At 64.2% G+C, this 26,544-nt stretch carries 24 protein-coding genes and 1 pseudogene; 12 read left to right on the top strand and 13 right to left on the bottom strand.

Annotated elements, in window-relative coordinates; all coding sequences use genetic code 11:
• Positions 1 to 5: 5 nt before the first annotated feature.
• From NMG10_RS14045 to NMG10_RS14030, 4 genes are all read right to left on the bottom strand, one after another.
• Positions 6 to 935 carry a malate dehydrogenase gene (locus NMG10_RS14045; protein WP_254464564.1) on the bottom strand — a complete coding sequence of 310 codons (930 nt, stop codon included), beginning with the start codon at positions 933 to 935 and terminating at the stop codon, positions 6 to 8.
• Between the two features lie 298 nt (positions 936 to 1,233).
• The gene (locus NMG10_RS14040) at positions 1,234 to 1,929 is read right to left on the bottom strand and encodes an anti-sigma factor (RefSeq protein WP_232857230.1); all 696 of its coding nucleotides are present in this window, start codon (positions 1,927 to 1,929) and stop codon (positions 1,234 to 1,236) included.
• Positions 1,926 to 2,465: a sigma-70 family RNA polymerase sigma factor gene (locus NMG10_RS14035; RefSeq protein ID WP_232857228.1), complete on the bottom strand. Its 540-nt coding sequence runs from the start codon at positions 2,463 to 2,465 to the stop codon at positions 1,926 to 1,928. The genes NMG10_RS14040 and NMG10_RS14035 overlap by 4 nt, the downstream gene beginning before the upstream one ends.
• 100 nt (positions 2,466 to 2,565) lie before the next feature.
• Entirely contained in the window at positions 2,566 to 3,099 is a 534-nt protein-coding gene (locus tag NMG10_RS14030) for a DUF3455 domain-containing protein (protein WP_254464563.1), read from the bottom strand.
• A 293-nt stretch (positions 3,100 to 3,392) separates the two neighbouring features.
• Between NMG10_RS14030 and NMG10_RS14025 the strand changes: the two genes are divergently transcribed.
• Positions 3,393 to 5,294 carry a potassium transporter Kup gene (locus NMG10_RS14025; protein WP_234562589.1) on the top strand — a complete coding sequence of 634 codons (1,902 nt, stop codon included), beginning with the start codon at positions 3,393 to 3,395 and terminating at the stop codon, positions 5,292 to 5,294.
• A 162-nt stretch (positions 5,295 to 5,456) separates the two neighbouring features.
• Here NMG10_RS14025 and NMG10_RS14020 read toward each other — a convergent pair whose 3' ends face one another.
• From NMG10_RS14020 to NMG10_RS14010, 3 genes and pseudogenes are all read right to left on the bottom strand, one after another.
• A complete protein-coding gene (locus NMG10_RS14020; RefSeq protein WP_337994565.1) occupies positions 5,457 to 5,999 on the bottom strand; it encodes a Fic family protein in 543 nt (180 codons plus the stop codon).
• Positions 6,000 to 6,064: 65 nt separating this feature from the next.
• Positions 6,065 to 6,235: a YhfG family protein gene (locus NMG10_RS14015; RefSeq protein WP_232857262.1), complete on the bottom strand. Its 171-nt coding sequence runs from the start codon at positions 6,233 to 6,235 to the stop codon at positions 6,065 to 6,067.
• Between the two features lie 192 nt (positions 6,236 to 6,427).
• Positions 6,428 to 6,610: pseudogene (locus NMG10_RS14010) on the bottom strand (hypothetical protein); the annotation flags it as partial.
• A gap of 236 nt (positions 6,611 to 6,846) precedes the next feature.
• Between NMG10_RS14010 and NMG10_RS14005 the strand changes: the two are divergent.
• The 3 genes from NMG10_RS14005 to NMG10_RS13995 all read left to right on the top strand — a co-directional run bounded on the left by NMG10_RS14005 (position 6,847) and on the right by NMG10_RS13995 (position 9,483).
• Positions 6,847 to 7,830 (top strand): DUF1852 domain-containing protein, encoded by a 984-nt coding sequence (locus NMG10_RS14005; RefSeq protein ID WP_254464582.1) that lies wholly within the window; start codon positions 6,847 to 6,849, stop codon positions 7,828 to 7,830.
• Between the two features lie 27 nt (positions 7,831 to 7,857).
• Positions 7,858 to 8,886 (top strand): methionine synthase, encoded by a 1,029-nt coding sequence (locus NMG10_RS14000; protein ID WP_254464561.1) that lies wholly within the window; start codon positions 7,858 to 7,860, stop codon positions 8,884 to 8,886.
• A gap of 87 nt (positions 8,887 to 8,973) precedes the next feature.
• Positions 8,974 to 9,483 carry a flavin reductase family protein gene (locus tag NMG10_RS13995; RefSeq protein ID WP_254464560.1) on the top strand — a complete coding sequence of 170 codons (510 nt, stop codon included), beginning with the start codon at positions 8,974 to 8,976 and terminating at the stop codon, positions 9,481 to 9,483.
• Between the two features lie 363 nt (positions 9,484 to 9,846).
• Here the strand turns inward: NMG10_RS13995 and NMG10_RS13990 are convergent, their stop codons facing one another.
• From NMG10_RS13990 to NMG10_RS13980, 3 genes are all read right to left on the bottom strand, one after another.
• Complete coding sequence (locus NMG10_RS13990) at positions 9,847 to 10,308, bottom strand: type II toxin-antitoxin system YhaV family toxin (RefSeq protein ID WP_156859478.1); 462 nt, start codon at positions 10,306 to 10,308, stop codon at positions 9,847 to 9,849.
• Positions 10,308 to 10,625 (bottom strand): type II toxin-antitoxin system PrlF family antitoxin, encoded by a 318-nt coding sequence (locus NMG10_RS13985; RefSeq protein WP_232857222.1) that lies wholly within the window; start codon positions 10,623 to 10,625, stop codon positions 10,308 to 10,310. Before NMG10_RS13985 ends, NMG10_RS13990 begins: the two co-directional genes overlap by 1 nt.
• Positions 10,626 to 10,768: 143 nt before the next feature.
• Positions 10,769 to 11,683: a LysR family transcriptional regulator gene (locus tag NMG10_RS13980; protein ID WP_232857215.1), complete on the bottom strand. Its 915-nt coding sequence runs from the start codon at positions 11,681 to 11,683 to the stop codon at positions 10,769 to 10,771.
• A gap of 207 nt (positions 11,684 to 11,890) precedes the next feature.
• Between NMG10_RS13980 and NMG10_RS13975 the strand changes: the two genes are divergently transcribed.
• From NMG10_RS13975 to NMG10_RS13950, 6 genes are all read left to right on the top strand, one after another.
• The gene (locus NMG10_RS13975) at positions 11,891 to 12,913 is read left to right on the top strand and encodes a zinc-dependent alcohol dehydrogenase family protein (RefSeq protein WP_110738667.1); all 1,023 of its coding nucleotides are present in this window, start codon (positions 11,891 to 11,893) and stop codon (positions 12,911 to 12,913) included.
• Between the two features lie 259 nt (positions 12,914 to 13,172).
• Positions 13,173 to 14,573, top strand: a complete 1,401-nt coding sequence (locus NMG10_RS13970; protein WP_254464559.1) for a hypothetical protein — start codon at positions 13,173 to 13,175, stop codon at positions 14,571 to 14,573.
• A gap of 117 nt (positions 14,574 to 14,690) precedes the next feature.
• Positions 14,691 to 16,343 (top strand): VRR-NUC domain-containing protein, encoded by a 1,653-nt coding sequence (locus NMG10_RS13965; RefSeq protein WP_254464558.1) that lies wholly within the window; start codon positions 14,691 to 14,693, stop codon positions 16,341 to 16,343.
• Complete coding sequence (locus NMG10_RS13960) at positions 16,340 to 18,595, top strand: ATP-dependent DNA helicase (RefSeq protein WP_254464557.1); 2,256 nt, start codon at positions 16,340 to 16,342, stop codon at positions 18,593 to 18,595. The genes NMG10_RS13965 and NMG10_RS13960 overlap by 4 nt, the downstream gene beginning before the upstream one ends.
• 79 nt (positions 18,596 to 18,674) lie before the next feature.
• A complete protein-coding gene (pgm, locus tag NMG10_RS13955; RefSeq protein ID WP_254464556.1) occupies positions 18,675 to 20,312 on the top strand; it encodes a phosphoglucomutase (alpha-D-glucose-1,6-bisphosphate-dependent) in 1,638 nt (545 codons plus the stop codon).
• A 223-nt stretch (positions 20,313 to 20,535) separates the two neighbouring features.
• Positions 20,536 to 21,420 carry a pirin family protein gene (locus NMG10_RS13950; RefSeq protein ID WP_254464555.1) on the top strand — a complete coding sequence of 295 codons (885 nt, stop codon included), beginning with the start codon at positions 20,536 to 20,538 and terminating at the stop codon, positions 21,418 to 21,420.
• Between the two features lie 74 nt (positions 21,421 to 21,494).
• Here the strand turns inward: NMG10_RS13950 and NMG10_RS13945 are convergent, their stop codons facing one another.
• From NMG10_RS13945 to NMG10_RS13935, 3 genes are all read right to left on the bottom strand, one after another.
• On the bottom strand, positions 21,495 to 22,388 hold the full coding sequence (locus NMG10_RS13945; RefSeq protein WP_254464554.1) for an RHS repeat-associated core domain-containing protein: 894 nt from the start codon (positions 22,386 to 22,388) through the stop codon (positions 21,495 to 21,497).
• A gap of 155 nt (positions 22,389 to 22,543) precedes the next feature.
• On the bottom strand, positions 22,544 to 22,960 hold the full coding sequence (locus tag NMG10_RS13940) for a RidA family protein (protein WP_232857203.1): 417 nt from the start codon (positions 22,958 to 22,960) through the stop codon (positions 22,544 to 22,546).
• Positions 22,960 to 24,276 (bottom strand): NAD(P)/FAD-dependent oxidoreductase, encoded by a 1,317-nt coding sequence (locus NMG10_RS13935; RefSeq protein WP_254464553.1) that lies wholly within the window; start codon positions 24,274 to 24,276, stop codon positions 22,960 to 22,962. The genes NMG10_RS13940 and NMG10_RS13935 overlap by 1 nt, the downstream gene beginning before the upstream one ends.
• Before the next feature lie 404 nt (positions 24,277 to 24,680).
• Here NMG10_RS13935 and NMG10_RS13930 point away from each other — a divergent pair, with 404 nt between their 5' ends.
• Together NMG10_RS13930 and argE are read left to right on the top strand one after the other, a co-directional pair.
• Positions 24,681 to 25,358, top strand: coding sequence for a DUF1028 domain-containing protein (locus NMG10_RS13930; RefSeq protein WP_234562601.1), 678 nt, complete (start codon positions 24,681 to 24,683; stop codon positions 25,356 to 25,358).
• Positions 25,351 to 26,511: an acetylornithine deacetylase gene (argE, locus tag NMG10_RS13925; protein WP_254464552.1), complete on the top strand. Its 1,161-nt coding sequence runs from the start codon at positions 25,351 to 25,353 to the stop codon at positions 26,509 to 26,511. Before NMG10_RS13930 ends, argE begins: the two co-directional genes overlap by 8 nt.
• Positions 26,512 to 26,544 lie beyond the last annotated feature (33 nt).

Below are 26,544 nucleotides of genomic sequence, written 5' to 3'. Positions count from 1 at the left end.
GCTACCTACAGCGCCTTCATCTCCGCAATATCCCGCGCCACCTGATCCGCGGAGCGGTCGAACATCGCCTGTTCCTGCGCATCCAGCGGCAGCTCGATCACCCGCGTGATGCCCGCGTCCGAGAGCACGCAGGGAACCCCCATGGCGATATCCGTGCGTCCATACTCGCCCTCGAGAATCGCGACCGCCGGCAGGATGCGGCTGCGCCCGTTGGCAATCGCATCCACCATCTGCGCGATCGCCACGCCCGGCGCATCGCAGGCGCTGCCGACCTTCTTCAGGGCAAGGATCTCGCCGCCACCTTTACGGGTACGCTCAACGATCTGCTCGATCTGCTCACTGGACAGCAAGTGCGCCAGCGGCACCGCACCGACCATGCAATAACGCATCAAAGGCACCATGCTGTCGCCGTGCCCGCCCAGGACCAGCGCCGTGATATCCCGTGCCGAAAACCCGGTCTGCTCGGCGATGAAACATTTCATGCGCGCGGTATCCAGCACCCCCGCCTGGCCGAACACCTTGTCGCGGCCCAGTCCACTCAGGCTCCAGGCCCGGTAGGTGAGCACGTCGACCGGATTCGACACCACCAGCACCGTCGCGGTTGGCGCCTGCTGTTTCACATCGCGCATGATGCCGTCGAGTATCGGCAGGTTGATGGCCAGGACATCCTGGCGCGACTGGCCAGGCTTGCGCGGCACGCCCGCAGTGATCACCACCAGATCGGAACCCTGCAGCAATTGCGCATCCGACCCGCCGTGCACCTTGGTATCGGACCCGGACTCCACCGCCGCCTGCCAGACATCCAGCGCCTTGCCCTGCGCCAGTTCACCCTGGACGTCGATCAGCGCCAGTTCACGGCAGAGCGCGTCCCGGGCGATGACCTGGGCCGCTGCCTCACCGACGATACCGGCACCCACGATTGATAGTTTGTTCACCTCGCACCTCCTAGTGGCTCGCGTTACCCGCAACACGCGCGCCTGTACAGGGAAGTATTGCCTGCCCGGGCGAAAAGGCTACCCGAGGTGGAGCCCTGTGGGCCCTTGGAGCCATCCCTTTCAAGGTTTTTGCGTTTTTTGGGATATGGCCGCTCTAATTCAAGATTGCCGGGGTCGCTTTGCGACCCTTTCGCGGCACAAGGCCGCTCCTACAGGCGAACGCGCCCCCCTGTAGGAGCGGCCTTGTGCCGCGAAAGGGCCGCAAAGCAGCCCCGGCGATTCGAAGCCGGACGCCAATTCAGAGCACTTTGACCGCCCGCCCGATGAACTGCACAGGCCCGTTCGGACGTCCGCTTGCAGAGCCACCCGCATTCTCCAGGGTCAGCTCGAACAACTGGTTGGGCTCTACCGCAGGCAGGCGCTCCAGCGGCACGGTGACCTGCTCCCCAGGTTTGATCAGCCCAAGCGAGATTGGTGCTGGCCACTGTTCACCCTTGGTCCAGAACTGCAGGACCTTGCCTCCCGGGACCTCGGACTTGCCCAAGGGAATCAGCTGGACCTGATCAGCGCCACGGGCCTGGACCACCCAGCCAGGTGCCTGGGTGGCAGGCGCCACCAGCACGACCATATAGGTGGTGGCAGGCGACTGTACCGTCAGCAGTGCAAGACCCAGTAACAGACTGGCTGCAAGGCCGGCACCGGCCAGCCCTTGCCACAGCCCCAGGCGTCGCCACCATGAGGGCTGGGCAGGGCGGTCGCCCAGGCTACGGTTGATCCGTTGCCACAGTCGGGGACTGGGCGCAAGTGGCGTGGCCAGCGCGTTCAAGCCCAGCAGTCGCTGCTCCCAAGCGTCCACGGCGTCACGCAAGGCACGGTCGCTGTCCAGGCGCTTGAGCACGGTCTCCTGCTGTTCGGCCGACAACGTGCCTAGCACGTACTCCCCGGCCAGTTGCTCGAGGTCATCGGTGCTTTCGTTACCCGGCTCGTTGGTCATCCCATGCACTCCCGCAGCGCCTTGAGGCTGCGTTTGATCCACGACTTGACCGTGCCCAGCGGGGTGTCGAGCAGGCGGGCGATCTCGGCATGGCTGCAGCCGTCGACGTAAGCATGCAGGATGCACTTGCGCGGCGCGGCGTCGAGCTGGTCGAGGCAGCGGTGAATCCTCGGTGCATCGGCCTGCAAGGTCATGTCATCGTGATAGGGCGCGATATCGACGGTGGCAACATCGTCGATCACCACTTCTCGGCGGGTATCGCGTATGAAATTCAGGGCCAGGTGCCGGGTCAGGCTGTACACCCAGCCACGCGCCGAGCCTCGGGCCGGATCAAAGCTGGCCGCGCGAGTCCAGATGCGGATGAAGGCGTCATGGACGATGTCCTCGGCGGTGGCGTGGTCGCGGGCGATGCGCCGGGCCACGCCGAGCAGCCGGGCACCCTCCTGGTCGTAAAGCGCCTGCAGGGCGCCGCGATCGCCCCTGGCACAGGCCTGGAGACAGCGCTCGTAGTCGAATGGCGTCGTGGGCAGGTTCAAGGTCGGGCCGATCCTCATGCTACCGGGAGCCCCGGCCGGTCGGCCGGGGACTGTCGATGAGCGTAGCTCAAGGGTGCTGGCGCGCCTTGCGCGCAGGCCCTCAGTTGGCGGCCCAGAAGATGTAGTCGGCCTGGTACTTGACGATCTGCTTCTCGCCCTTGTTCTGCGCCGTGCAGGCGGTCTGCGGGGCGACACCGCCACGGGTGGCCAGGCGCTGGACGAAGCTGACGCCGCTCATGGCGCCCTTGCCCTCGGCGGGATTGGCCTTGACCAGCTGGTACGGCAGGTCACCCTTGGCCGCCGGGGCGATGGCCAGCTGGGTGCCGGTGATCTTCGAGCCGTCCTTGGCCTGCCAGGTGGCGGGCGGGCCGAAGTAGTCGCCCACGGTCTTGCCGGCCCGGTCCTTGAGCACGGCCTTCGGGCCGACGAAGGTCCATTCGGTCTGGCCGGGGGCGTCGGCCTTGTCGCGGCATTCGTAGGTGATTTCGCCGACACCGACGGTTTCCAGCGCCACCTTGTGGCCGTCCGGCACCTTGACGGCATCGGGGACCCCGGTCTGGGCGTGGGCGGTCGGCACCAGCATGGCCAGGGCGAGGCCGCAGGCGGTCAGGAACGAAACGTGTGCGATGTTCATCGAGCGATCTCCTGGTGGGGGCATGGCAGGGCATTCAGTTGTTGCCCTGAGTTGAATACCCACCAGAACGGGATCTGGATGCACTCAAGCGTAAAAAGAGAGACCTGGCCGACGGAGCGCAAGGTGGCCAGCAGTCTTCCTCCGATGTCGAGCGCTCATCGGGGAATGGCGTTTCTTTACGCTTTCTTTATGCCGGCCTTTGCAGCTTGAGAAGATACTGGCGCGGTTTTTCTGCCCCCCCCAGCCTGCCTGCCCGCATTCAGTGTTTACGCGATACTGACGAGACGTTACCTGTGAGCCAATCCGCAACCGTTGAAAACCCGTCCCACGCCAACAAAAGCACGGGCGTCGGCCTGCTGGTCGCCGCCGTCGGCGTCGTCTATGGCGACATCGGCACCAGTCCCCTGTACACGCTCAAGGAGGTGTTCTCCGGCCATTTCGGCGTGCAGGCCAACCTTGAGGGGGTGCTGGGCATCCTGTCGCTGGTGTTCTGGTCGTTGATCTGGGTGGTTTCGGTAAAGTACGTCCTGTTCATCCTGCGCGCCAGCAACCAGGGCGAGGGCGGGATCATGGCGCTGACCGCGCTGGCCAGGCGGGCGGCACGTCCTTATCCGCGGCTGAGCAAGGTGCTGGTGCTGCTGGGGCTGTTCGGCGCGGCGCTGTTCTACGGCGACAGCATGATCACCCCGGCCATCTCCGTGCTGTCGGCGGTGGAGGGCCTGCAGTTGGGCATCGACGGCATCGAGCACTGGGTCGTGCCCCTGGCGGTGGTGGTGTTGGTCGGGCTGTTCATCATCCAGAAGCACGGAACCGCGCGCATCGGCATCCTGTTCGGGCCGGTGATGGTGCTGTGGTTCGTGGTGCTGGGGGCGCTAGGCATCCATGGCATCGTGCAGCGGCCCGAGGTGCTGCAGGCGCTGAACCCGTCCTGGGCGGCGCACTTCTTCGTCGCCCATCCGGGCATCGGCGTGGCGATTCTGGGTGCCGTGGTGCTGGCCTTGACCGGTGCCGAGGCGCTTTATGCCGACATGGGGCACTTCGGCCGCAAGCCGATTTCCCGCGCGTGGTTCATCCTGGTGCTGCCGGGCCTGGTGCTCAACTACTTCGGCCAGGGTGCGCTGATCCTCGACAACCCGGCAGCGGTGCGCAACCCGTTCTACCTGCTGGCCCCCGAGTGGGCGCTGCTGCCGATGGTCGCGCTGGCCACCCTGGCTACCATCATCGCCTCGCAGGCGGTGATCTCCGGCGCCTTCTCGCTGACCCGCCAGGCCATCCAGCTGGGCTATGTGCCGCGCATGTTCATCCAGCACACCTCCAGCGAAGAGCAGGGGCAGATCTATATCGGCATGGTCAACTGGGCGCTGATGGTCGGCGTGGTGCTGCTGGTGGTCGGCTTCGAGTCGTCCAGCGCCCTGGCGGCGGCCTACGGCGTCGCGGTGACCGGCACCATGCTGATCACCACGCTGCTGGCCTCGGCGGTGGTGCTGTTGCTATGGAAGACCCCGCGCTGGCTGGCGATTCCCTTGCTGCTGGGCTTTCTGCTGGTGGACGGCCTGTACTTCGCCGCCAACGCGCCGAAGATCCTGCAGGGCGGCGCCTTCCCGGTGATCGCCGGCCTGGCGCTGTTCGTGCTGATGACCACCTGGAAGCGCGGGCGCAGCATCATCGTCGAGCGCCTGGATGAAACCGCCTTGCCGCTGCCCTTGTTCATAGCCAGCGTGCAGGCGCAGCCGCCCCATCGCGTGCAGGGCACGGCGGTGTTCCTTACCGCCCGCTCCGATGCGGTGCCCCACGCGCTGTTGCACAACCTGCTGCACAACCAGGTGCTGCACGAGCAGGTGGTGCTGCTGACGGTGGTGTCGGAGGATTCGCCGCGGGTGACGCAGGACAAGCGCTTCGAGGTCGAGGCGTTCGGCCAGGGCTTCTTCAGGGTCAACCTGCACTTCGGCTTCATGGAGGAGCCCGACGTGCCCCTTGCCCTCAGCCACAGCAGCACGACCGAGCTGGACTTCAGCCCCATGCGCACCACCTACTTCCTGAGCCGGGAAACCGTGGTGCCGACCAAGCGAATCGGCATGGCCAAGTGGCGCGAGCACTTGTTCGCCTTCCTGTTGAAGAATGCCAACAGCAACCTGCGGTACTTCAAGCTGCCGCTGAACCGGGTGATCGAACTGGGGACCCAGGTCGAGATGTGAGGGGGCATCACGGGGCGCCGGTAGCTTACTATCCTGAATGGCATAGCAGGGGTATGGCGAGGAGTGGCAACGCGCGCCGGGCGCCCAGGACGCCGCCAAAAGTGAACAGCTTATTTCCGAGGCAGGACACTAGTGTGAGCTTGAGCGCGCTGGGTGCTCAATTCAAAAGTCCACTTCCATGATTTCAGAACCGATACATTTATCGAAGATTGCGGCCAGAGGGACATCGTTGCCGTAGTAGGATGCGATACATGCATTGACCCATTCTTCACGGTTGGCCAAGTCCCAATTTATAATGTAACCTGCGTTGAATACCAGACATTCAAATAAGTAGCGCTGTGTTCGTCCGTTGCCTTCCCGGAATGGGTGCGCGACGTTCAACGTACCGTAGGATTGCGCAACAGCGGAAACCAGTTTTTCTCGGGAGTACCCTTCAAACCAGTGCGCGTCGGCCATCTTCGAAAATTCTTTCTCGGTTTCGGACTCGATAAACTCTGGACTGCAGAACCTTGTTCCGCCCTTACTGATTGCTAACGTTCGGGTCTCGCCTGCCCAGCTATACACATTGCAGAACAAGGCATGGTGCACCCGCTTCAAAGCGTCGAGGTTGTAGGGCGGCTGGACAAAGTCCATCGTTTGCAAGGCAATTTCGTTGAGGTACCGCTCGGCCTCTTCAAGGTCATCTGCATCTTGCAGATCAAGCAAGTTTATAAGCACGTCGCTACCCGGGTAGCAATCCGGTGCTTGGTCAGTACCGTACTTGTCTCGGCTCAAGCTTTGATGCGTCGGACGGCATGAAGAGCCGCAGCGCGGGTAGGCAGCTTCACTTCGCCATCGGTAGGGGATGGCACAATGCCCTCAAGGCGCAGGCTGGCCGCGAAATTGGATTTTCGATACTTGGCGAAACAAGCTTTCTTGGCTTGCAAACTCAGCTTATCCATCATTTGCCCTCGAGTCATTGCTTGGTAAGTATAACCGATCGCCCTGCAATGGCGCCACGTCAGACCACGACGTTGCCCTTGGACATCACTCAAAGTCTGTCCGGATGCCTCAAGAACATGGCGATTCGTGAAAGCGGAATTGGCGGTATCAGCGGGCATTCATCGGGGTACAACGGTCGGTGATCATGGGCCTCATATCGCCAGCCCTGATACGACATTGACACCTTCCAGCGTCGCAAACGAAATGTCCTTGGCCGTCAGCTCCGAAGTCCGCACCTGCGCGGGCTCGATGTCCGCGGGCTCGAAAAAACGAGTGAAGATGTCCAGGCGGTGGCGCTCGATGGGGTAGGTGATCAGCGTCTGGCTGGCCAGGTCGCCGCGCTCCAGCGCGGGCAGCGGCGTCGTGCAGGCTATCGGTATCGCGCAGGGCGTGCATCGTGCGCAGGTGCGTTGGATTGATCATGAGTGGAATTAAAGATCATCTCAAGAAAAATGAGTTTGTCTCATTGTGGCCGTTTATTGACAATCCCCCCATTGAATTTTTCCTTCGAAGCCGGGCAAGCAGGAAGACTTTTCAGGATCTATTTCGGGAATCAGGGTGCCGGGTCACAATGAATAAAACCTTCACGTTCGCCATTAAAAGTATTCGTTTCGACGAGGACTATCTGCCTGCGGACAACACCCGCATCACCACCAACTTTGCCAACCTGGCCAGGGGCGCGAGCCGCCAACAGAATCTGCGCAACACGCTGGCGATGATCGACAATCGCTTCAATGCCCTGGCGCATTGGGACAACCCCAAGGGTGACCGTTATTCGGTAGAGCTCGATATCGTTTCCGTCGAGATGAAGATCGCGGGTGAACAGGCAGGCGATGCCTTGCCGTTGATTGAGATCCTGAAAACCAGCATTGTCGACCACAAGACCAACGAGCGCATCGAAGGCATTGTCGGGAACAATTTCTCCTCTTACGTGCGGGACTATGACTTCAGCGTGCTGTTGCTGGAGCACAACAAGGGGCAGTCCGGTTTCAGTACGCCGGAGGCGTTTGGCGAGCTGCACGGGAAACTGTTCAAGCGCTTCGTGAATTCGAGCGCTTTCAAGGAACACTTCAACAAGCCGCCGGTCATCTGCCTGAGCGTTTCGAGCAGCAAGACCTACCAGCGCACTGAAAATCAGCACCCGGTCCTGGGTCATGAATACCAGCAGGATGAGTACTCATTGACCGATGAGTACTTCGCCAAGATGGGCCTGAAGGTGCGCTATTTCATGCCGCCGAACAGTGTCGCGCCCCTGGCGTTTTACTTTGCCGGCGACTTGCTGGGTGATTACAGCAATCTCGAGCTGATCAGCACCATCAGCACGATGGACACCTTCCAGAAGATCTACCGCCCCGAGATCTACAACGCGAACTCGGCGGCAGGCAAGTCCTATCAACCCAGCCTGAAACACCAGGACTACTCGTTGACTCGAATTGTCTACGATCGCGAAGAGCGCAGCCGTCTGGCCATAGAGCAAGGCAAGTATGCCGAAGAACAATTCATCAAGCCGTACCACGCCGTGCTGCAGCAGTGGTCCGCTCATCACGCTGTTTGAACGATCGAATACACAAGGCCTTGCGTCATGAAAAAACTACTCCCCACTTCGACTGCCGGCAGCCTGCCCAAACCGTCCTGGCTGGCCCAGCCGGAAACCCTCTGGTCGCCCTGGAAACTGCAAGACGAGGCGCTGGCCGAGGGCAAGCAGGATGCGTTGCGTCTGTCGTTGCACGAGCAACAACTCGCTGGTATCGATATCGTCAGTGACGGTGAGCAGACCCGTCAGCATTTCGTCACCACCTTCATCGAGCACCTCGACGGCGTCGACTTCGAGAAGCGTGAAACCGTCCGCATTCGTGACCGCTACGACGCGAGTGTTCCGACGGTCGTGGGCGCCGTGGCTCGTCAGAAGCCGGTGTTCGTGGAGGACGCCAAGTTCCTGCGTCAGCAAACCTCGCAGCCGATCAAATGGGCGCTGCCAGGCCCCATGACTATGATCGATACGCTGTATGACGCGCACTATAAAAGCCGCGAAAAGCTGGCCTGGGAATTCGCCAAGATCCTCAACGAGGAAGCCCGCGAGCTTGAGGCTGCCGGCGTTGACATCATCCAATTCGACGAACCCGCCTTCAACGTCTTCTTCGATGAAGTGAATGATTGGGGCGTTGCCACCTTGGAGCGGGCGATCGAAGGCCTGAAATGCGAAACGGCAGTGCATATCTGCTACGGCTATGGCATCAAGGCCAACACCGACTGGAAGAAGACCCTGGGTTCCGAGTGGCGCCAGTATGAGGAGGCGTTCCCCAAGCTGCAGAAATCCAAGATCGACATCGTCTCGCTGGAGTGCCACAACTCCCACGTTCCGATGGAGCTTATCGAGCTGATCCGCGGCAAGAAGGTGATGGTCGGGGCCATCGACGTGGCCAACCACGCCATCGAAACCCCGGAGGAAGTGGCCGATACCCTGCGCAAGGCCCTTCAGTTCGTCGACGCCGACAAGCTCTACCCGTGCACCAACTGCGGCATGGCGCCGTTGCCGCGCGCCGTGGCACGCGGCAAGCTCAATGCACTGAGTGCAGGTGCAGAGATCGTGCGCCGAGAACTCGCGAGGTAAAGCCGAGCGCGGTGTGGGAGGGCTGGGGCGTGCAGCTTCGGCCCTTTTTCATAGTTGGCGGGTTGTATCAAATCTTCAGGACCTACTATGTCGCTTCCTTGTATGGCTATCGAGCCGTTGCGCTTTCGCCAAGCGCTCGGGCACTACGCCTCCGGCATCACGGTGATCACCTCGCACAGTGATGGCGAACCGCTTGGCTTTACCTGCCAGTCGTTCTACAGCGTGTCGATGAATCCGCCGCTGGTGTCGTTCAGCGTCATGTCCAGTTCGGCCAGCTATCCCGGAATTCGCCAGGCCGGCCGTTTCGCGGTCAACATCCTGTCAGGCGAGCAGGTCGGGATTTCCAACCAGTTCGCCCGGCGAGGCACGGACAAGTGGCAAGGCATCGACTGGCAGACATCGCCGCTGGGCAACCCGATCATTGCCGGCAGCCTGCACTGGCTCGATTGTGAAATTCACGCCGAACACGCTGCCGGTGATCACCTGATCGTGATTGGCGAGGTGAAGGCGTTGAACGTGCAGGACGCCGACGCCGCGCAGCCACTGCTGTATTTCAAGGGACAGTATCGTAGTCTCGCCGCAGTGGATGCGGCTTGAGTCTTCATTCATCATGCGCGCGATCATGTTACTGCGTCAGGTACAAAGGTTGCGCCTAGGGTGGTGTACAGCACCCACAAAATGCTGCCCCCCATCCACAGACTCGAAACCGCAAGAAGCGTGATCCGCGTTGCACCGCGTTACCGAACCGGCGCTTGATCACGCGAATGGGACTTTCGACCTACAGGCTGTCCGGATCCCCGAAGAACATTTTGACATTCATATAAGTCAAAAGGTTATGAACGGGAAACTGGATTTGTACCCCAGATGTACCCCTTTCAACAGCAGCTACGAGTGGATTCCAGTGGACGCAACGAGGAGGGATCGGTTTCAAACGTGCAATCTCTCACTCACTTGCGTAATTTATGCTTTGGGCTCGTCCCAGTCGCTACGCGTCGCAGCAGTCAGCGCATCCCAGTCATCAGGAGGGTTGCCGCGGCCCAGCATCTTCTCGAATACGGCGTAGGGATCGGATTTGCTGCCTGCGGAGCGTAGGGTATTTTCGTCGTTGACCCATGCATAGACGATGACCTTGGATCTTGAGTCGTAGCGAAAGAACAGCCGAAAGCGCCTGCCGATTTTTGCACGGCGCCAATGTCGGTAGGCGGTGCCCAGCGTATTGCCTTGGCGGAACTCATCACGGCCCGGATCGGCAGGCACAGCCTCCATGATCAGATGGCTCAATGCCCGAAACAGCTTGACGTTGGCGTTGCTCTCAAAACCTTGCGGGTCGTTCTGCTCGGCCCGGGCGGCCGCTTCTTGCAATTTGCGTAGCTGTAACGTCACACCTTCATGGAACAACAGTGTCCAGCCATGTCGCAGCATCAGATCGCGACCTCACCGTCGATATCTTCGTCCAGGTTTACGGAGTGGTTTGCGTTGGCGAGCATGGTTTGCGCCAAGTCTTCCGGCAGAGTGGTGAGGTTGCGGCCGTCTCGGATATCAGCCTCCAGCAAACCCAGGAATGCACCGATGGCAGGGTCTTCGTGGGTGGTTTCTACGCGGCTGACCACGATTTCACCGTTGCGTACGTCGAATGCAATTTTGCCACCTGTGTCTATGCCCAGTAGCTGGCGAACGGATTTTGGCAGCGTGACCTGCCCCTTCGAGGTCAACGTGGCGATTTCGTGGATGGCAGGCATGAGCGTTCTCCCGGATGTGCTGATTGAATGGTAAGGAATATTCCTTACATGGTCAATCTTGGTTTTCTGCTGGTCAAGCATAGGCGGGTAGGACGCTCAGTAGCGCCGCAGGAAGCTTTACACCAATTCCTGGGACACGATCCCTAAAGACTATCGGGGTCCCCAAAGAACATCTGTATCCGCGACCGCAACCACTTCTCCGCCGGATCATTGTCCTGCGCCCCACGCCAGGCCATGTGCAGCTCGAAGGTGCGCACCTCCAGCGGCAGGTCCTCTGCCCGCAACCCACCCGCCGCAGTCAGCGCATCGGCCGTGTAGTCCGGCACCGTGGCGACGATATCGGTCCCCGCCAGCAAACTCCCCAATCCGTTGAACTGCGGCACCGCCAACACCACGTGGCGCTTGCGGCCGATCTCGTCCAGTGCCTCGTCGATGAACCCCGAGAGGTCGCCGGCGAACGACACCAGGGCATGGGGCCGGGCGCAGAAGTCATCCAGGGTGATGCTGCCGGGCATGCTGTCGGCGCGCAGCAGCTTGGGCATGCTGCGGCGCAGCACCTTGCGCTTGGCGTTGGCGGGGAGTTCGTTGGTGTAGCTCACGCCCACCGAGATTTCGCCCGAGGCCAGCAGGGTGGGCATCAGCAGGTAGTTGACCCGGCGCACCACCAGCACGATGCCGGGGGCTTCGGCGCGGATGCGCTTGAGCAGCTGCGGCAGCAGGGCGAATTCGGCATCGTCCGACAGGCCGATGCGGAACACCGCGTTGCTGGTGGCCGGGTCGAACTCGGCGGCGCGGCTGACGGCGGTGGAGATCGAGTCCAGCGCCGGTGACAGCAGGGCGAAGATCTCGTGGGCCCGCGCCGAGGGCTCCATGCTGCGGCCGGTGCGCACGAACAGCGGGTCGTCGAACAGGTTGCGCAGGCGCGACAGCGCGGCGCTGATCGCCGGCTGGCCGAGGAACAGTTTCTCGGCGGCGCGGGTCACGCTGCGTTCGTGCATGAGCGTTTCGAACACGATCAGCAGGTTGAGGTCTACGCGACGCAAGTCGTTACGATTCATTCGATGCGGCTCGCCTGAAGTGGGGCAGGGGTGAATCTTAAGGCCAAAGGCTGGTACCCTGCACCGATTTCCGGGTGCCAATGCACAGATTTGTCAGGGGCCCAATCAATGACAGGCATGTCGACTATTAACAGCCACTGATGGTCCAACCGTGAAAGCCCGGATAAAGTCCGTGGTAATACGAGATTCACACAGGCGAGGTATGCGATGTCCCGCATGATCCGTTTCCACAAGTTCGGCCAGGCCGATGTGCTCCGATGCGAGGAGCAGGCCGAACCGTCCCCGGCTACCGGCGAGGTGCAGATTCGCGTCGAGGCGATCGGCGTCAGCTGGTACGACGTGCTCTGGCGGCAGAACCTGGCGCCGTCCCAGGCGCGGCTGCCGGCCGGCATCGGTCACGAGATGGCCGGCGTGGTCACCGCCGTGGGCGAGGGTGTGGACGATATCGCGGTGGGCGACCGGGTTGCCAGCTTCCCGGCCACCAGCGCCAACGACCACCCTGTGTATGGCGATGTGATCGTCCTGCCGCGCAGCGCCATCACCCGTTACCCGGATGTGCTGACCCCGATCGAGGCCAGCGTGCACTACACGCCGCTGCTGATCGCTTACTTCGCCTTCGTCGACCTGGCGCGGGCCAAGGCCGGGCAGACCGCGCTGGTCACCGACGCCAGCCACTGCGCGGGGCCGGCCTTCGTGCAACTGGGCAAGGCCCTGGGGCTGAAGGTGTTCGCCGCCACCAAGGAGCCCGAACAGCGCGAGTACCTGCTGGGCCTGGGCGCCGACAAGGTGATCGTCACCGAGGAACAGGACCTGCTGATGCAGATCGGCAAGTACACCGATGGCCGTGGCGTGGACATGGTCCTCGACGGCATGGGCGGCCCGCAGATGTCGCTGCTCGGCGATGTCCTGGCGCCGCGTGGCAGCCTGGTGCTGTACGGCCTGCAGGGCGGCAACCAGACGCCGTTCCCGGCCTGCGCGGCGTTCCAGAAGAACATCCAGTTCCATGTGCACTGCATCGGCAACTTCACCGGCAAGCCGGAGCTGGGCATCGCCCAGGACCAGGTGGCCCTGCAGCGGGCGCTGCGCGACATCAACCAGTTCACCGCCGACCAGCTGCTGACGCCGCAGATCATCAAGGTGTATCCGTTCGAGCAGGTGGTCGAGGCGCACCGGCACATGGACGAGTGTCCGTGTGGTGGGCGGGTGGTGCTGGATATGGGTGTGCACTGAAGCCACGTGTGATCCCTGTAGGAGCGGCCTTGTGCCGCGAAAGGGCCGCAAAGCGGCCCCGGCGATTGATGCGTCAACGCTGTAACCTTGAGGCCGCTACGCAGCCCTTTCGCGGCACAAGGCCGCTCCTACAGGGACGTCAGGCAAATTTAGCTAAATGTCCTACTAGGCTTTAGGAAGTTTCCTTCAAGCTCGGTTTGCTATTCATCTGCCAGAATCGGACTTCAACTCGAAGCCGTCAGGGAGATGGAGCGATAGCATGACCGAGACCCACGACCAAGCCATGCATTATGTCTACCAGCAAGTCCTGCAGCGCCTGCTGGAGCACATGACCCAGGCCCAGCGCGCCTCGGTGCAACTGCTGGTCCAGCGATTGCTGGTCATCGCCGGCGGCCAGGAATACGTCGGCAACGTTCGGGTGCTGGTGCTGCACGGTGTCGACCGGCGCAGCGCGCATCTGCTGGCCTGCCTGCGCGCCGCGCAGTTGAGCATCGCCCTGCGCCATGGCGCCACCTGCCGCCTGCGCGTGCTGGCGGCCCGCCTGCCGACCCTCGACGATACCGCCCTGGCCCTTCACGACCGTTGCTTCAGCGCGCTGTTCCTGCATGACGATCCGCGGGTGGAGCTGCTGCGAGCCGACGGTGGCCAGCTCGGCCCGTTCGGTGCCCGCCAGGCCTGCACGGCCGAGCAACTGGCCGATGCGGGCAACGCCTGGTTGCTGTTCGGCCATCTGGTTGGCGGGCAGCCGGACGCGATGCTCGGTGCCAGGGGCTACCTGGAGCTGGCCAACAGCCTGGGCCAGGCGCTGGCCGGGGAGGCCGGCGAGCAGATCCTGATCAGCGCCGTGCCGTTTTCACAGCGCCACCGCTTGCTGGCCTGGGGGCGGCGCTGCCTGCGCCATACCGTGGAGGTGGCCCACGCCCTGACGCCTCACAATGTGCTGGCGGCGGGTCTCGAGCAGTTGGGCGAGGTGCTGGCCGATCCCTGGCAACCACCGACTTCGCCCGTGCTGCGCCAGCCCGGCGGCGAGCCGCGCCTGGTGATGGTCGAGGACCTGTTGCGCCACCCGGACGACGGTGGAGCGCTGGACCGCATGCTCGGCCGGCAGGACGTCAAGGGCAGTCAGGCCCAGGGGCCGTCAGGGCTGTTCGATCCCTTGCCGCTGGCCCACCTGCATGGACTCAAGGCGCAGTACCTGGATCAGCGCAGCTATCGCGAGGGCACCCAGGCGTTCTTCCAGCGCTTGCGCCAGCCGTCGACCGCCTGGCCGCAGGGGCGGGCCTTGCGCGGCGAGGCACAGACGCGCCTGGCTGGCGCCTATGGTGTGAGCGAGGCGCAACTGGTCTGCCAGCTGTTCACCCCGTTCGAGGCGCAAGGGCACAACCTCGAGACCTTCGTGCTGCGGTGTCATCCGGGCATGCGCGTCGCGCTGCCGTACCTGCACCGCGCCTTGCAGGGGCGCCCCTGCCCGGAACCGGTCAGCCAGTGGCTGGTTGAAACCAGCGGCCTGCAGCTCGCACAGTTGCGGGGGCTGTATGCCGGCACGCTCAGCCACCAGGCCCGGCGCCTGTTCCAGCTGCTGGGCCGGCGCGACCTGTGGCTGCGGCCTTTGCCGGCCAGCCCGGGTGGCGGCTATCCGCTGTGGCGCGCCGTCGAGTAGGCCTGCTTTCTGGGCGAGTGCTCTTAACGATCGTGTGACCGTCGATCCAGCGCGCTTGCCCAGGCATGTGATCTGTATGTATAACCAGTGCTTGTTCCTCAGCACCCGACTAGCACCGTGATCGCCCATTCCGTCGATGATCCCCTGTACTACCTGCACAACTTCCGCCAGGTCCTGCGCTGGGTCGGGCAGCGCTATGCCGACCTGCTGGACCGCGACGAGCACGGTTTCATCCAGGTCTTCAGCGAACTGCCGGTGCCCAGCCAGGCCCTGCTGGTACGCATGGTCATGCGCAAGGGTGAGCTGTTTCGCGGTGACAAGCTCGACTATGCCGAGATTGGCGACACCGAGGTGGCCCTGGCGCCGTTGCTGGCGTTGGGCTGGGTGGTCGACGACGCGCCGATGACGGTGGAGCAGCTGTGGGCGTTGCTGCGCAAGGACGAGCTGGCGACGTGCTTCGCCGGGCGACTTCCCCGGCCGCGGGCCGGCAAGGCCGGGTTGCTGGAGCAGTTGCAGGCTTTGGGTTTGCCGGCCGGCCCGCTGGCCCAGTGGTGCCCAGGTTTCCCGGTGCGGATCCTGCATTGGTGCCAGCAGCCGTTGTGCGACCGCCTGCGCCTGCTGTTCTTCGGCAACCTGTACCAGAGCTGGTCGGACTTCGTGCTTGCCGACCTCGGGGTGTTCCGCTACGAACAGGTGGCGTTCAGCGACGACTCGCGGGCCTTGCGCCAGCGTGCCGAGGTCGACCTGGCCATGACCCTGTACCAGTGCGCAGAGCACCTCGAGCAGGGCGCCCCGCCTGCCGAGCTGCTCGCGGCACTGGACGGGTTCGACGATAGCAACCCCTGGCTGGCCCGGCGCCGGGCGCGCCTGCTGTTCAGCATCGGCCAACAGTGCGAGCGCCTGGGGGACTGGGACCTGGCACTGCGGATCTACGCCGACTGCGCGCACCCCGAGGCACGTATTCGTCAGGTCCGGGTCCACGAGCGCAGCGAGCAATGGCCAGAGGCTCATGCCCTGGCTCGGCATATGGCCCAGGCACCTGCCAACGCTCTGGAACGCCAAGCCCTGGAACGCCTGCTGCCACGTCTGGCGCGCAAGCTTGGCGGTCCGGCACAGCGGCGCCGGCGCAGCGAGGCAGTGACACTTATCGAACTGGAACTGCCGGCCGAAATGGCAGCACTGGGGGTGGAAGAGGCGGTGCGCCAGCATTTGGAGCAGGAAGGCGGCAGCGTTCACTACGTCGAGAACACCCTTTTCAACAGCCTGTTCGGCCTGCTGTGCTGGGAGGCGATCTTCGCCCCGGTGCCGGGGGCGTTCTTCCACCCGTTCCAGAGCGGGCCGCAGGACCTGCACGACGTCGACTTCCAGCAGCGTCGCGCGGCACTGTTCGACGCCTGCCTCGGGCGCCTGGACGATGGCAGCCATCGCCAGGCCATCCGCGACTGCTTCCAGGCCAAGCAAGGCCTGCAGTCGCCTTTCGTGTTCTGGCAGATGCTCGACGAGCCGCTGCTCGAACAGGCACTCGAGCACTTGCCGCCCGCGCACCTGAAGGCCTGCTTCCTGCGCCTGCTGCAGGATATCCGCGCCAACCGCGCCGGTATGCCCGACCTGATCCAGTTCTGGCCGGGGCAGGGCGGCTACCGCATGATCGAGGTCAAGGGGCCGGGTGACCGCCTGCAGGACAACCAGCTGCGCTGGCTCGAGTTCTGCCATGCCCACGGGCTGCCGGTCGCGGTCTGCCATGTACGCTGGAGCGATGTGCCGGCATGAGCTACACCGTGGCCGTGCGTGCCCTGTGTGAATTCAGCGCCAAGGTTGGCGACCTTGACCTGCGCTTCACCCCGTCGCCCACCGCCCAGGAGGGCATTGCCGGACACCGCCGGGTGGTGGCGCGGCGCGCCGCCGGCTATGAAGCGGAGGTGGCGCTGGAGGGCGAGTACCAGGGGCTGCGGGTGCGCGGTCGCGCCGATGGCTACGACCCGGCGCGCAATCGCCTGGAGGAGATCAAGACCCACCGTGGCGATCTGGCCAGGCAGCCCGACAACCACCGCCAACTGCACTGGGCCCAGGCCAAGGTCTATGCCTGGTTGCTGTGCCAGGCACGGCAGCTGACGGAGATCGATGTGGCGCTGGTCTATCTCGATGTCGACAGTGACGGCCAGACCGTGATCAGCGAGCGTTACCAAGCCGATGAGCTCAAGCACTTCTTCGAGACCCAGTGCCAGCGCTTCCTGGCCTGGGCGCAGGCCCAGGAGCGGCGGCTGAGGGAGCGGGACCTGGATCTTGGCGCGCTGACATTCCCCTATCGCGAATTCAGGCAGGGCCAGCGCCAATTGGCCGAGACGTTGTACAAGGCCGTGAGCACCGGCCGCTGCCTGATGGCCCAGGCCAGCACCGGCATCGGCAAGACCCTCGGTACCCTGTTCCCGCTGCTCAAGGCCGTGGTGCCGCAGCAGCTGGACAAGCTCTACTTCCTTACCGCCAAGACCCCAGGCCGGGCCCTGGCCCTCGATGCACTGCGCCAGATCACCCGGGCGTCGCCGCAACCAGCCCTGCGCAGCCTCGAGCTGATCGCCCGCGACAAGGCCTGCGAGTACCCCGAGAACGCCTGCCATGGCGAATCCTGCCCTTTGGCGCGGGGCTTCTACGACCGCCTCCCTGCCGCCCGCGAAGCCGCCGCGCAGGTGTCGCTGCTCGACCGTGCCAGCCTGCGCGAGGTGGCCTTGGCGCACCAGGTCTGTCCTTATTACCTGAGCCAGGAGATGGCGCGCTGGGTCGACCTGCTGGTGGCCGACTACAACTACTACTTCGACGCCCATGCCTTGCTGTTCGGCCTGGCCCAGGCCAACCAGTGGCGCACGGCGGTACTGGTGGACGAGGCGCACAACCTGGTCGAGCGGGGGCGGCAGATGTACAGCGCCAGCCTCGACCAGGGGCAGTTGCTGGCGTTGCGCCAGAGCAAGCCGGCCGGGCTGGGCAGTGCCCTCGACCGGCTGAATCGGCAGTGGAACGCGCTGTACAAGGCCCAGGTGGCGCCGTACCAGGCCAGCGAACAACTGCCGGACGCCTTCTTGCGTGCCCTGCAGCAGTGCATCGGGCTGATCCAGGAGCGCATGAACCAGGCGCCCGCCGAAGTCGAGCCCAAGGTGCTGGAGTTCTTCTTCCAGGCCCTGCAGTTCAGCCGCATCGCCGAGCTGTTCGACGAGCACTTCCTGTTCGATATCAGCCCGCGCAACGGCCCGCGGGGGCGGCGCCTGGCCACGCTGTGCCTGCGCAACGTGGTGCCGGCGCGGCTGCTGGGGCCACGGATGAGCGCGGCGCGCAGCGTCACGCTGTTTTCTGCCACGCTGAACCCGCGGCACTTCTACAGCGACCTGCTGGGCATGCCCGCTGACACGGCCTGGCTGGAAGTTGCCGCGCCGTTTCGGGCCGAGCAGTTGCAGGTGCGCATCGTCAGCGAGGTGTCCACCCGCTACCAGCAGCGCCAGGCGTCGCTGGAGCCGATTGTCGAGCTGATCGCCGCCCAGTTTGCCGGCCAGCCGGGCAACTACCTGGCCTTCTTCAGCAGCTTCGAATACCTGGAGCAGGTGGCGCGGCTGCTGGAGGCCAAGCATTCGCAAATTCCCCTGTGGCGCCAGGCCCCGGGGATGGACGAAACCAGCCGTGAGGCCTTCCTGGCGCGTTTCGTGGAGCACGGGCAGGGTGTGGGTTTCGCGGTGCTCGGCGGCGCCTTCGGCGAGGGTGTGGACCTGCCGGGCACGCGCCTGATCGGCGCCTTCGTTGCCACCCTCGGGCTGCCCCAGGTCAACCCGGTCAACGAGCAGTTCAAGCAGCGCCTGGGCCGTCAGTTCGGCGCCGGTTTCGACTATGCCTACCTGTACCCGGGCGTGCGCAAGGTGATCCAGGCCGCCGGCCGGGTGATCCGCGGCGATCAGGACCGTGGCGTGTTGATGCTGATCGACGAGCGCTTCGCCGAGCCCCGGGTGCGGCAGATGTTCCCCAGTTGGTGGCAGCTGGGGTGAACGCCGCCATCGCCTGGCGCTGAAACTCCCAGTACACTGCGCGTTCCAACACCTACTTCTGTTGATTTCGAGGTTCCGCATGACGCTCAGTCCTTTGGCAGGCAAGCCGGCTCCGGCCAGCGTGCTGGTCGATATCCCCCGCCTGTTGACCGCCTACTACACCGGCCGTCCCGACGCCGCGGTGGCGGCCCAGCGCGTGGCCTTCGGCACCTCGGGCCACCGCGGCACGTCGTTCGAGCTGAGCTTCAACGAATACCACGTGCTGGCGATCACCCAGGCCATCTGCCTGTATCGCCAGGAAAAGGGCATCGACGGCCCGCTGTTCATCGGCGCCGACACCCACGCGTTGTCTGCCCCGGCCGCCGCCAGCGCCCTGGAAGTGCTGGCCGCCAACGGCGTGCAGGTGATGCTGAGCCAGGATGACGAGTACACCCCGACCCCGGCAGTGTCCCACGCCATCCTCTGCTACAACCGTGGCCGCCAGCAGGGCCTGGCCGACGGTATCGTCATCACCCCGTCGCACAACCCGCCGCAGAGCGGCGGCTTCAAGTACAACCCGCCCAATGGCGGCCCGGCCGACAGTGACGTGACCAAGTGGATCGAGGCAAAAGCCAATGAGCTGCTGGCGGCCAACCTGGCCGGCGTCAAGCGCATGGACTACAAGCAGGCGCTGGCGGCACCGACCACCCAGCGTCACGACTACGTCAGCAACTACGTCGCCGACCTGGAAAACGTCATCGACTTCGAGGTGATCCGCAGCGCCAATCTGCGCCTGGGCGTCGACCCGCTGGGCGGCGCTGGAGTGCGCTACTGGTCGGCCATCGCCGAGCGCTACCAGTTGAACCTGGAAGTGGTGAACACCGAGGTCGACCCGACCTTCCGCTTCATGACCGTCGACTGGGATGGCCAGATCCGCATGGACCCGTCCTCGCCGTATGCCATGCAGGGCCTGATCGGCCTGCGCGAGCGCTTCGACGTGGCCTTCGCCTGCGACCCCGACCACGACCGCCACGGCATCGTCACCGCCGACGGCCTGCTGCAGCCGAACAACTACCTGGCCGTTGCCATCGACTACCTGTACCGCAACCGCCCGCAATGGCGCAGCGATGCGGCGGTGGGCAAGACCGTGGTCTCCAGCGGCCTGATCGACCGTGTCACCGCCGCGCTGGGCCGTGAGCTGTACGAAGTGCCGGTGGGCTTCAAGTTCTTCGCCCAGGGCCTGTTCGACGGCTCGCTGGGCTTTGGCGGCGAAGAGAGCGCCGGCGCCTCGTTCCTGCGCAAGGATGGCAGCGTCTGGGCCACCGACAAGGACGGCCTGATCCCGGCGCTGCTGGCGGCCGAAATGACCGCCCGCACCAAGCGCAATCCGAGCCAGATCTACGCCGACCTCACCGCCAAGCTGGGCAAGCCGTACGCCACCCGCGTCGAGGCCAAGGCCGATGCGCGGCAGAAGGCGCTGCTGAGCAAGCTGGCGCCGGAGCAGGTCACGTCCACCGAACTGGCCGGCGAGCCGATCGAGCAGATCCTCAGCCACGCGCCGGGCAACGGCCAGGCCATCGGTGGGTTGAAGGTGATGACTGCCAACGGCTGGTTCGCCGCGCGGCCGTCGGGCACCGAGGACATCTACAAGATCTACGCCGAGAGCTTCATCGACGAGGCGCACCTTGCGCGCCTGGTGGCCGAAGCCCAGGTGCTGGTGGACGCGGCGATCGCCTGATCTACGTCGTTGTACAAGGTCGGCGCGGTCCCTGTGGGAGCGGCTTCAGCCGCGAACACCGGCGCAGCCGGTGCCAGGCACCGCGTCGCCTGATTCGCGGCTGAAGCCGCTCCCACAGGATCGCGTAATTGTTCTGCCAGTAGAACGATCCATGCCATTTTCTCCGTCTACCGCTTAATTAGCCTCCTCGGTAAGGTTATACCTATCCAAGAGGAGGCTTCTCATGAAAAAGATCCAGGGTATCCACCGCAGCCCCCACGCCCATTGGGTGGGCGACGGCTTCCCGGTGCGCAGCCTGTTCACCTACGACCATCTGGCCCGGCACATCAGCCCGTTCCTGCTGCTGGACTACGCCGGCCCCCACGACTTCACCCCGACCACGGCCCGTCGCGGCGTCGGCCAGCATCCGCATCGCGGTTTCGAGACGGTGACCATCGTCTACCAGGGCGAGCTGGAGCACCGTGACTCCACCGGCGCCGGCGGCTTGATCGGGCCGGGTGACGTGCAATGGATGACCGCCGCGGGCGGCATCATCCACGAGGAGTTCCATTCCCCGGCCTTTGCCCGTAGTGGCGGTACCCTGGAAATGGTGCAGCTGTGGGTCAACCTGCCGGCCAAGGACAAGCGTGCCGCGGCGGGCTACCAGACGCTGCTGGCCAACGACATTCCCGTGGTGGCGCTGGCAGGCGAGGCGGGCAACCTGCGGGTGATCGCCGGACGTTACCTGGATCATCAGGGACCGGCGCGCACCTTCACCGAGATGGACGTCTGGGACCTGCGGCTGAAGGCCGGTGCCACGTTGCAACTGCCCTTGGCCGCCGGGCGCAATGCCGCGCTGGTGGTGCTGCGCGGCAACCTGCGGGTCAACGACGAGCGCGAGGCCGGCCCGGCCAGCCTGGTGCTGCTGGAGCGCGATGGCAGCGATGTGCGCCTCGAGGCGCTGGAAGAGGTCAGCGTGCTGCTGCTCAGCGGCGAGCCGATCGACGAGCCGATTGTTGGCTACGGGCCGTTCGTGATGAACAGCCAGGCGGAAATCGCCGAGTCGTTCGATGATTTCCAGGCCGGGCGGTTTGGGCAGGTGGGCGGTGTCGAGCGTGGTATCTATTGACAAATGCGGCAAAGGAGCTGCATGGGCCGCCTCTGCTGAAATAATGCCTAGTGTGGTGTTTCAGAAACACCACACTAGATTGAGGTACGCACGCCCCCATTTTGCCTAGCTGTTGATTCCTGTCTACGAGCATCCAATGCCTCCTGATTGGGAATCCACTCATCCCAGGAATCTGTTGATTCAATCGAGCTGCTGCGGGATCGTGAGTAATTGTTCTCGGCCGTACGTGCCTCGGGGCTGTATGCCACGTTGGCAGATGTTTGTGCTTGTACTGGACGTACTATCGCCATGGGCCTACGTGTTTGGGTCGAGGGTGGCAACGATATGAACGATCTGTTAGCGGGAGCGTTTGTCCAACCTGGCAGTGGCGACACCAAGTCATTTGCCGGTCGGGCGGGAAGGGTTGAGGAAATCACTGCCACACTGCGTTGAGTGGCTGGCTCGGTCCCTGTGCGAGGGCGAGGCGACACCGCCACGGTGGGCAATATGCGAGGTGGCATGGAGGTCGTACGTAGAGACGCGTTACCGTTTGTGCCATTCGCGGGGAAGGGCTGATGGATCAATCCTCGGAACTTGGTAACAGCGGTTGTTACTACTGCCGCAATATATAAATTCATTGTGCTGCTCATGCCCGAGGAATCTGCTCGATTGATGGGGTCGTTATGGCAATAGGAGTAAGCATTAATACCTCCATCACCAAATGGGCTCATATCGTCGGCGGAGACAAAACGCATCAGTACTGGGTTGAAGCTTCGATAACCGTTTCCAAGCAGGTAAACACCGGTCGAAGGCTCGCGGTGCTGGCTATTGAAACCGAGCAGGGGCGCTACTGCTCGCGCAGATCCCAGGTGTCCAAAGGCACAGTAGACAAACACATCTGGCGGCTGGTCACTAAGTCGTTTCAAAACCGAGCCGGCAATATCTGTCACCAGCAGCCTTGTGGATGGCAGGAAGTTTGGTTGAGACATGGCCGCTCCTGAGTTTGGCAAACTCGAAAAGCTGACTATGGAGTGGGTTGCCTGTACCGACAACTGGCAGAACTATCAGGGGGCTCAACGCTGGTTCAGCGAAAATCCTTGAAAGGGTGAAGGGGCCGCAAGGCAGCCCCAGGTATCGCATGTCGTTACTCCTGATCCGGCACCACCGCGATCACATCGATCTCCATCAACCACTCAGCCTGGGCCAACCCTGCCACCACCAGCCCGGTGGAAATCGGGAACACCCCCTTGAGCCATTTGCCCACTTCCTTGTACACCGGCTCGCGGAAGCGCGGGTCGGTGATGTAGGTGGTGGTCTTGACGATATGCGACAGGTCCGAGCCCGCTTCTTCGAGCAGTTGCTTGACGTTCTTCATCGCCTGCTCGGCCTGGGCCTGCGGATCGCCCAGCCCCACCAGCCGGCCTTCGAAGTCGGTGCCGACCTGCCCGCGCACATAGATGGTGTTGCCGGCGCGCACCGCCTGGCACAGGTCGTTATCCAGAGTCTGGTTGGGGTAGGTGGCCTTGGTGTTGAACATGCGGATGCGAGTGTGGGTAGGCATCAGAGGGCTCCGAAAGTGCTGACGTTGCTGATCGAGGGTTGCTGCTCATCCGCCGCGCGCTGCTCGCGGTCGCGGTAAGCCAGGTAGGTGCGCTGGGTGGCGATATGGCCGGCAACGTGCTTGGCGTCGTGCCACACCCCCCAGATGAACGACGAGCCACGGCGCGACAGCCAGGGCAGGCCGAGGAAATACACGCCCGGCTCCCTCGACACGCCGCGCTGGTGCTGTGGCTTGCCGTTGGCGTCGAAGGTGTCCACCTGCAGCCAGCTGAAGTCCACGCCGTAGCCGGTGGCCCAGATGATGGTCCTGACGTTGGCCTGGGCCAGGTCCAGTTCCGGCAAGGGCTGGCTGACGCAGGCCGGGTCGGGCAGGCGCTTGCGTGCCTCGGGCTCTTCCGGCAGGTCCAGGCCGTTGCGTTCGATATAGGCGTCGGCGGCGTCCAGCAGGGCCAGGTAGTTCTCGTCGCCGCGGTTGATGTTCTCGGCCAGGTTGTCCTGGAAGCGGGCCACGCCGCCCTCGAACGACTGGGTCAGGCCGACCAGGGTCATGCCCTGGTGGGCGAGGGCGCGGAAGTTCACGGTGTGGCCGCCGCGGGCGCCGGACACGGCGATGGTCACGTGCTCGCGGCCGGGCTTGGCGATCTCCGCGTCCCACTCGCCAAGCACGCCCAGCCACCAGCAGAAATCGCGGTTGCGGTAGCTGCGCGGCGGACGGTCATGGGCGCCGACCGACAGGTACACCTGGCGCCCGGCGCGCATCAGTTCCTCGGCGATCTGCACCCCGGAGGAGCCGGCGCCGACCACCAGCACCGCGCCCTCGGGCAACTGCTCGGGGTTGTAGTAGGCGGCGGAGTGGATCTGGTGCAGGCTTTCGTCCTTGGGTGCGATGGCCGGGATCACCGGGCGCTGGAACGGGCCGGTGGCAGCCACCACGCGGTTGGCGCGGATCACGCCCTGGTTGGTGTCGATGGTGAAGCCCGGGCGGTCGGCGTTGCGCACCACCTTCCTCACCTCGACCCCGGTGCGTACCGGCAGGTTGTACTTGCGCACGTACTGTTCGAAGTAGTCGGCGACCTGCTCCTTGCCGGCGAAGGCGTCGGCGTCGAGGTCGAATTCCAGGCCAGGGAAACGGTCGTGCCAGACCGGTCCGTTGGCCACCAGCGAATCCCAGCGTCCGCTGCGCCAGGCCTCGGCGATGCGCTTGCGCTCCAGCACCAGGTGCGGCACGCCGAGCTTGCTCAGGTGTTCGCTCATGGCCACGCCGGCCTGGCCGGCGCCGACCACGAGGGTGTCGATTTCGATGTTGTTCAGTGTCATGTCCCAGCCCTTCTTCAGCGGCGTTCTTGTTCAGGTCGGTGGGGACCGCCTTTGCCTGGGGCCAGACTAGGGATGGGCGGGAAATCGCGAAAATAGTATTTAGCTGGGGCTTGCCGATAAATTGGCGAAGGCCTGTGTTGTAAAGCGGATGTTCAAGATTGCGCAGGACCTTGTAGGAGCGGCCTTGTGTCGCGAAAGGGCCGCGCAGCGGCCCCGGCGATTGATGCATTAACGCTGAAACCCTGGGGCCGCTGTGCGGCCCTTTCGCGACACAAGGCCGCTCCTACACAGAATGCATTCGCAGGCGCCTTAGTTTTTTCCTGCCCAGTACCGAGGAAAATGTTGGTTTCGCAGCTCCCGGGGCCCACCGAGAATGCCGGTAACCTCAACACAGGAGCTGCACCATGACCTTCTCCATCATCGGCCGCTGCCAGGAAACCGGCCAGGTCGGCATCGCCATCAGTTCTTCGAGCATCGCCGTTGGCGCCCGCTGCCCGTGGGTACGTGCCGGGGTCGGGGCGGTGTCGACCCAGAACATTACCTTGCCGGCCCTCGGCCCGCAGATCCTTGACGCCCTCGAACAGGGCCAGTTGCCGCCCGCAGCGGCGCTGGACCGGGTGCTGAGCGCCAATGGCTGGAGCGAGTATCGCCAGGTCACGGTGATCGACAGCCAGGGCCAGGTGGCGCTGTTCACCGGCAAGGAGGCCCTGGGCGTGCACAACGCCGTGGCCGGCGAGCAATGCGCCGCGGCCGGCAACCTGTTGTCGTCGCGGGCGGTGATCGAGGCCATGGTGACGGCGTTCGAGCAGGCCGGCGGCCACCTGGCCGACCGCCTGCTGGCGGCGATGCACGCGGCCATGGCTGCCGGTGGCGAGGCGGGGCCGGTGCACTCGGCGGCGTTGAAGATCGCCGGAGAGCTGACCTGGCCTTTGGTGGACCTGCGCGTGGACTGGACCGAGCACGATCCCATCGGTGAACTGGACAGCCTCTGGCAGGCCTACCGCCCGCAGATGCAGGACTATGTGACCCGCGCCCTGAACCCGACCGCCGCGCCGAGCTATGGAGTGCCGGGCGATGAATGAGGTTTCCAGCCGTGCGCTGCTGGAGCGCTTGATCGGGTTCGCCACGGTCAGCCGCGATTCCAATCTCGAGCTGATCGCCTTCATCCGCGATTACCTGGCCGGACTTGGCGTTGCCAGCGAGCTGTTCCACAACGAGGAGGGCACCAAGGCCAATCTGTTCGCCACCATCGGCCCCGCCGACCGTGGCGGCGTGGTGCTCTCCGGGCACACCGACGTGGTACCGGTGGAGGGCCAGGCCTGGACGGTCGAACCGTTCCAGCTCACCGAGCGCGAAGGACGCCTGTACGGCCGTGGCACGGCCGACATGAAGGGCTTCATCGCCTCGGTGCTGGCGGCGGTGCCGGCGTTTCTCGCCCAGCCGCTGAAGATGCCGGTGCACCTGGCGTTTTCCTATGACGAGGAGGTGGGCTGCCTGGGTGTGCGCTCGATGCTCGCCGCCCTGGCGCAGCGTCCGCACAAGCCGCGGCTGTGCCTGATCGGCGAACCCACCGAGCTCAAGCCGGTGCTCGGCCACAAGGGCAAGCTGGCCATGCGCTGCCAGGTGCATGGCGCCGCCTGCCACTCGGCCTATGCGCCCTACGGCGTCAATGCCATCGAGTACGCGGCGCGGCTGATCGGCAAGCTGGGCGAGATCGGTGACGAGCTGGCGCGTCCCGAGCATCACGACGAGCGCTTCGACCCGCCGTTCTCCACGGTGCAGACCGGGGTGATCAAGGGCGGCCGGGCGCTGAATATCGTCCCCGAGGAGTGCGAGTTCGACTTCGAAGTGCGCGCCTTGCCCGGCTTCGAGGCCCAGGCCGTGGCCGACCGTCTGCAGACCTACGCCGAGGCCGAGCTGCTGCCGCGCATGCGTGCCGTCAGTGGCGCCAGCGACATTCGCCTGCGCGCCCTGAGCGCCTACCCGGGCCTGGCCACGCCAGCCGAGAGCGAGGCCGCACAACTGGTGGCGTTGCTCAGCGGTTCGGACGATTTCGGTACCGTGGCCTTCGGTACCGAGGGCGGTCTGTTCGACCAGGCGGGTATCCCCACGGTGGTCTGCGGGCCTGGGAGCATGGACCAGGGCCACAAGCCCGACGAGTTTGTCAGTGTCGAGCAGTTGCAGGGATGCGATGTGATGTTGCGGCGGTTGGTGGATCATCTGAAGCAGGCATGACAATCGCGGGGCCAGCCCGCTCCCACAGGTTGC

It is taken from the genome of Pseudomonas sp. DVZ6, assembly GCF_024259445.1.
In the GTDB taxonomy this organism is placed as follows: domain Bacteria; phylum Pseudomonadota; class Gammaproteobacteria; order Pseudomonadales; family Pseudomonadaceae; genus Aquipseudomonas; species Aquipseudomonas peradeniyensis.
The sequence above is the reverse complement of the archived record's forward strand: the minus strand, read 5'-3'. Positions and strand labels throughout refer to the sequence as shown.

What these genes read in the sequence shown, in the direction of transcription:
- NMG10_RS14040 (WP_232857230.1), bottom strand. Translation starts at nt 1,929, where the DNA reads ATGACCAACGAGCCGGGTAACGAAAGCACCGATGACCTCGAGCAACTG.
- NMG10_RS14030 (WP_254464563.1), bottom strand. Translation starts at nt 3,099, where the DNA reads ATGAACATCGCACACGTTTCGTTCCTGACCGCCTGCGGCCTCGCCCTG.
- NMG10_RS14015 (WP_232857262.1), bottom strand. Translation starts at nt 6,235, where the DNA reads ATGGATAAGCTGAGTTTGCAAGCCAAGAAAGCTTGTTTCGCCAAGTAT.
- NMG10_RS14005 (WP_254464582.1), top strand. Translation starts at nt 6,847, where the DNA reads ATGAATAAAACCTTCACGTTCGCCATTAAAAGTATTCGTTTCGACGAG.
- NMG10_RS14000 (WP_254464561.1), top strand. Translation starts at nt 7,858, where the DNA reads ATGAAAAAACTACTCCCCACTTCGACTGCCGGCAGCCTGCCCAAACCG.
- NMG10_RS13995 (WP_254464560.1), top strand. Translation starts at nt 8,974, where the DNA reads ATGTCGCTTCCTTGTATGGCTATCGAGCCGTTGCGCTTTCGCCAAGCG.
- NMG10_RS13990 (WP_156859478.1), bottom strand. Translation starts at nt 10,308, where the DNA reads ATGCTGCGACATGGCTGGACACTGTTGTTCCATGAAGGTGTGACGTTA.
- NMG10_RS13985 (WP_232857222.1), bottom strand. Translation starts at nt 10,625, where the DNA reads ATGCCTGCCATCCACGAAATCGCCACGTTGACCTCGAAGGGGCAGGTC.
- NMG10_RS13980 (WP_232857215.1), bottom strand. Translation starts at nt 11,683, where the DNA reads ATGAATCGTAACGACTTGCGTCGCGTAGACCTCAACCTGCTGATCGTG.
- NMG10_RS13975 (WP_110738667.1), top strand. Translation starts at nt 11,891, where the DNA reads ATGTCCCGCATGATCCGTTTCCACAAGTTCGGCCAGGCCGATGTGCTC.
- NMG10_RS13970 (WP_254464559.1), top strand. Translation starts at nt 13,173, where the DNA reads ATGACCGAGACCCACGACCAAGCCATGCATTATGTCTACCAGCAAGTC.
- NMG10_RS13960 (WP_254464557.1), top strand. Translation starts at nt 16,340, where the DNA reads ATGAGCTACACCGTGGCCGTGCGTGCCCTGTGTGAATTCAGCGCCAAG.
- pgm (WP_254464556.1), top strand. Translation starts at nt 18,675, where the DNA reads ATGACGCTCAGTCCTTTGGCAGGCAAGCCGGCTCCGGCCAGCGTGCTG.
- NMG10_RS13950 (WP_254464555.1), top strand. Translation starts at nt 20,536, where the DNA reads ATGAAAAAGATCCAGGGTATCCACCGCAGCCCCCACGCCCATTGGGTG.
- NMG10_RS13945 (WP_254464554.1), bottom strand. Translation starts at nt 22,388, where the DNA reads ATGTCTCAACCAAACTTCCTGCCATCCACAAGGCTGCTGGTGACAGAT.
- NMG10_RS13940 (WP_232857203.1), bottom strand. Translation starts at nt 22,960, where the DNA reads ATGCCTACCCACACTCGCATCCGCATGTTCAACACCAAGGCCACCTAC.
- NMG10_RS13935 (WP_254464553.1), bottom strand. Translation starts at nt 24,276, where the DNA reads ATGACACTGAACAACATCGAAATCGACACCCTCGTGGTCGGCGCCGGC.
- NMG10_RS13930 (WP_234562601.1), top strand. Translation starts at nt 24,681, where the DNA reads ATGACCTTCTCCATCATCGGCCGCTGCCAGGAAACCGGCCAGGTCGGC.
- argE (WP_254464552.1), top strand. Translation starts at nt 25,351, where the DNA reads ATGAATGAGGTTTCCAGCCGTGCGCTGCTGGAGCGCTTGATCGGGTTC.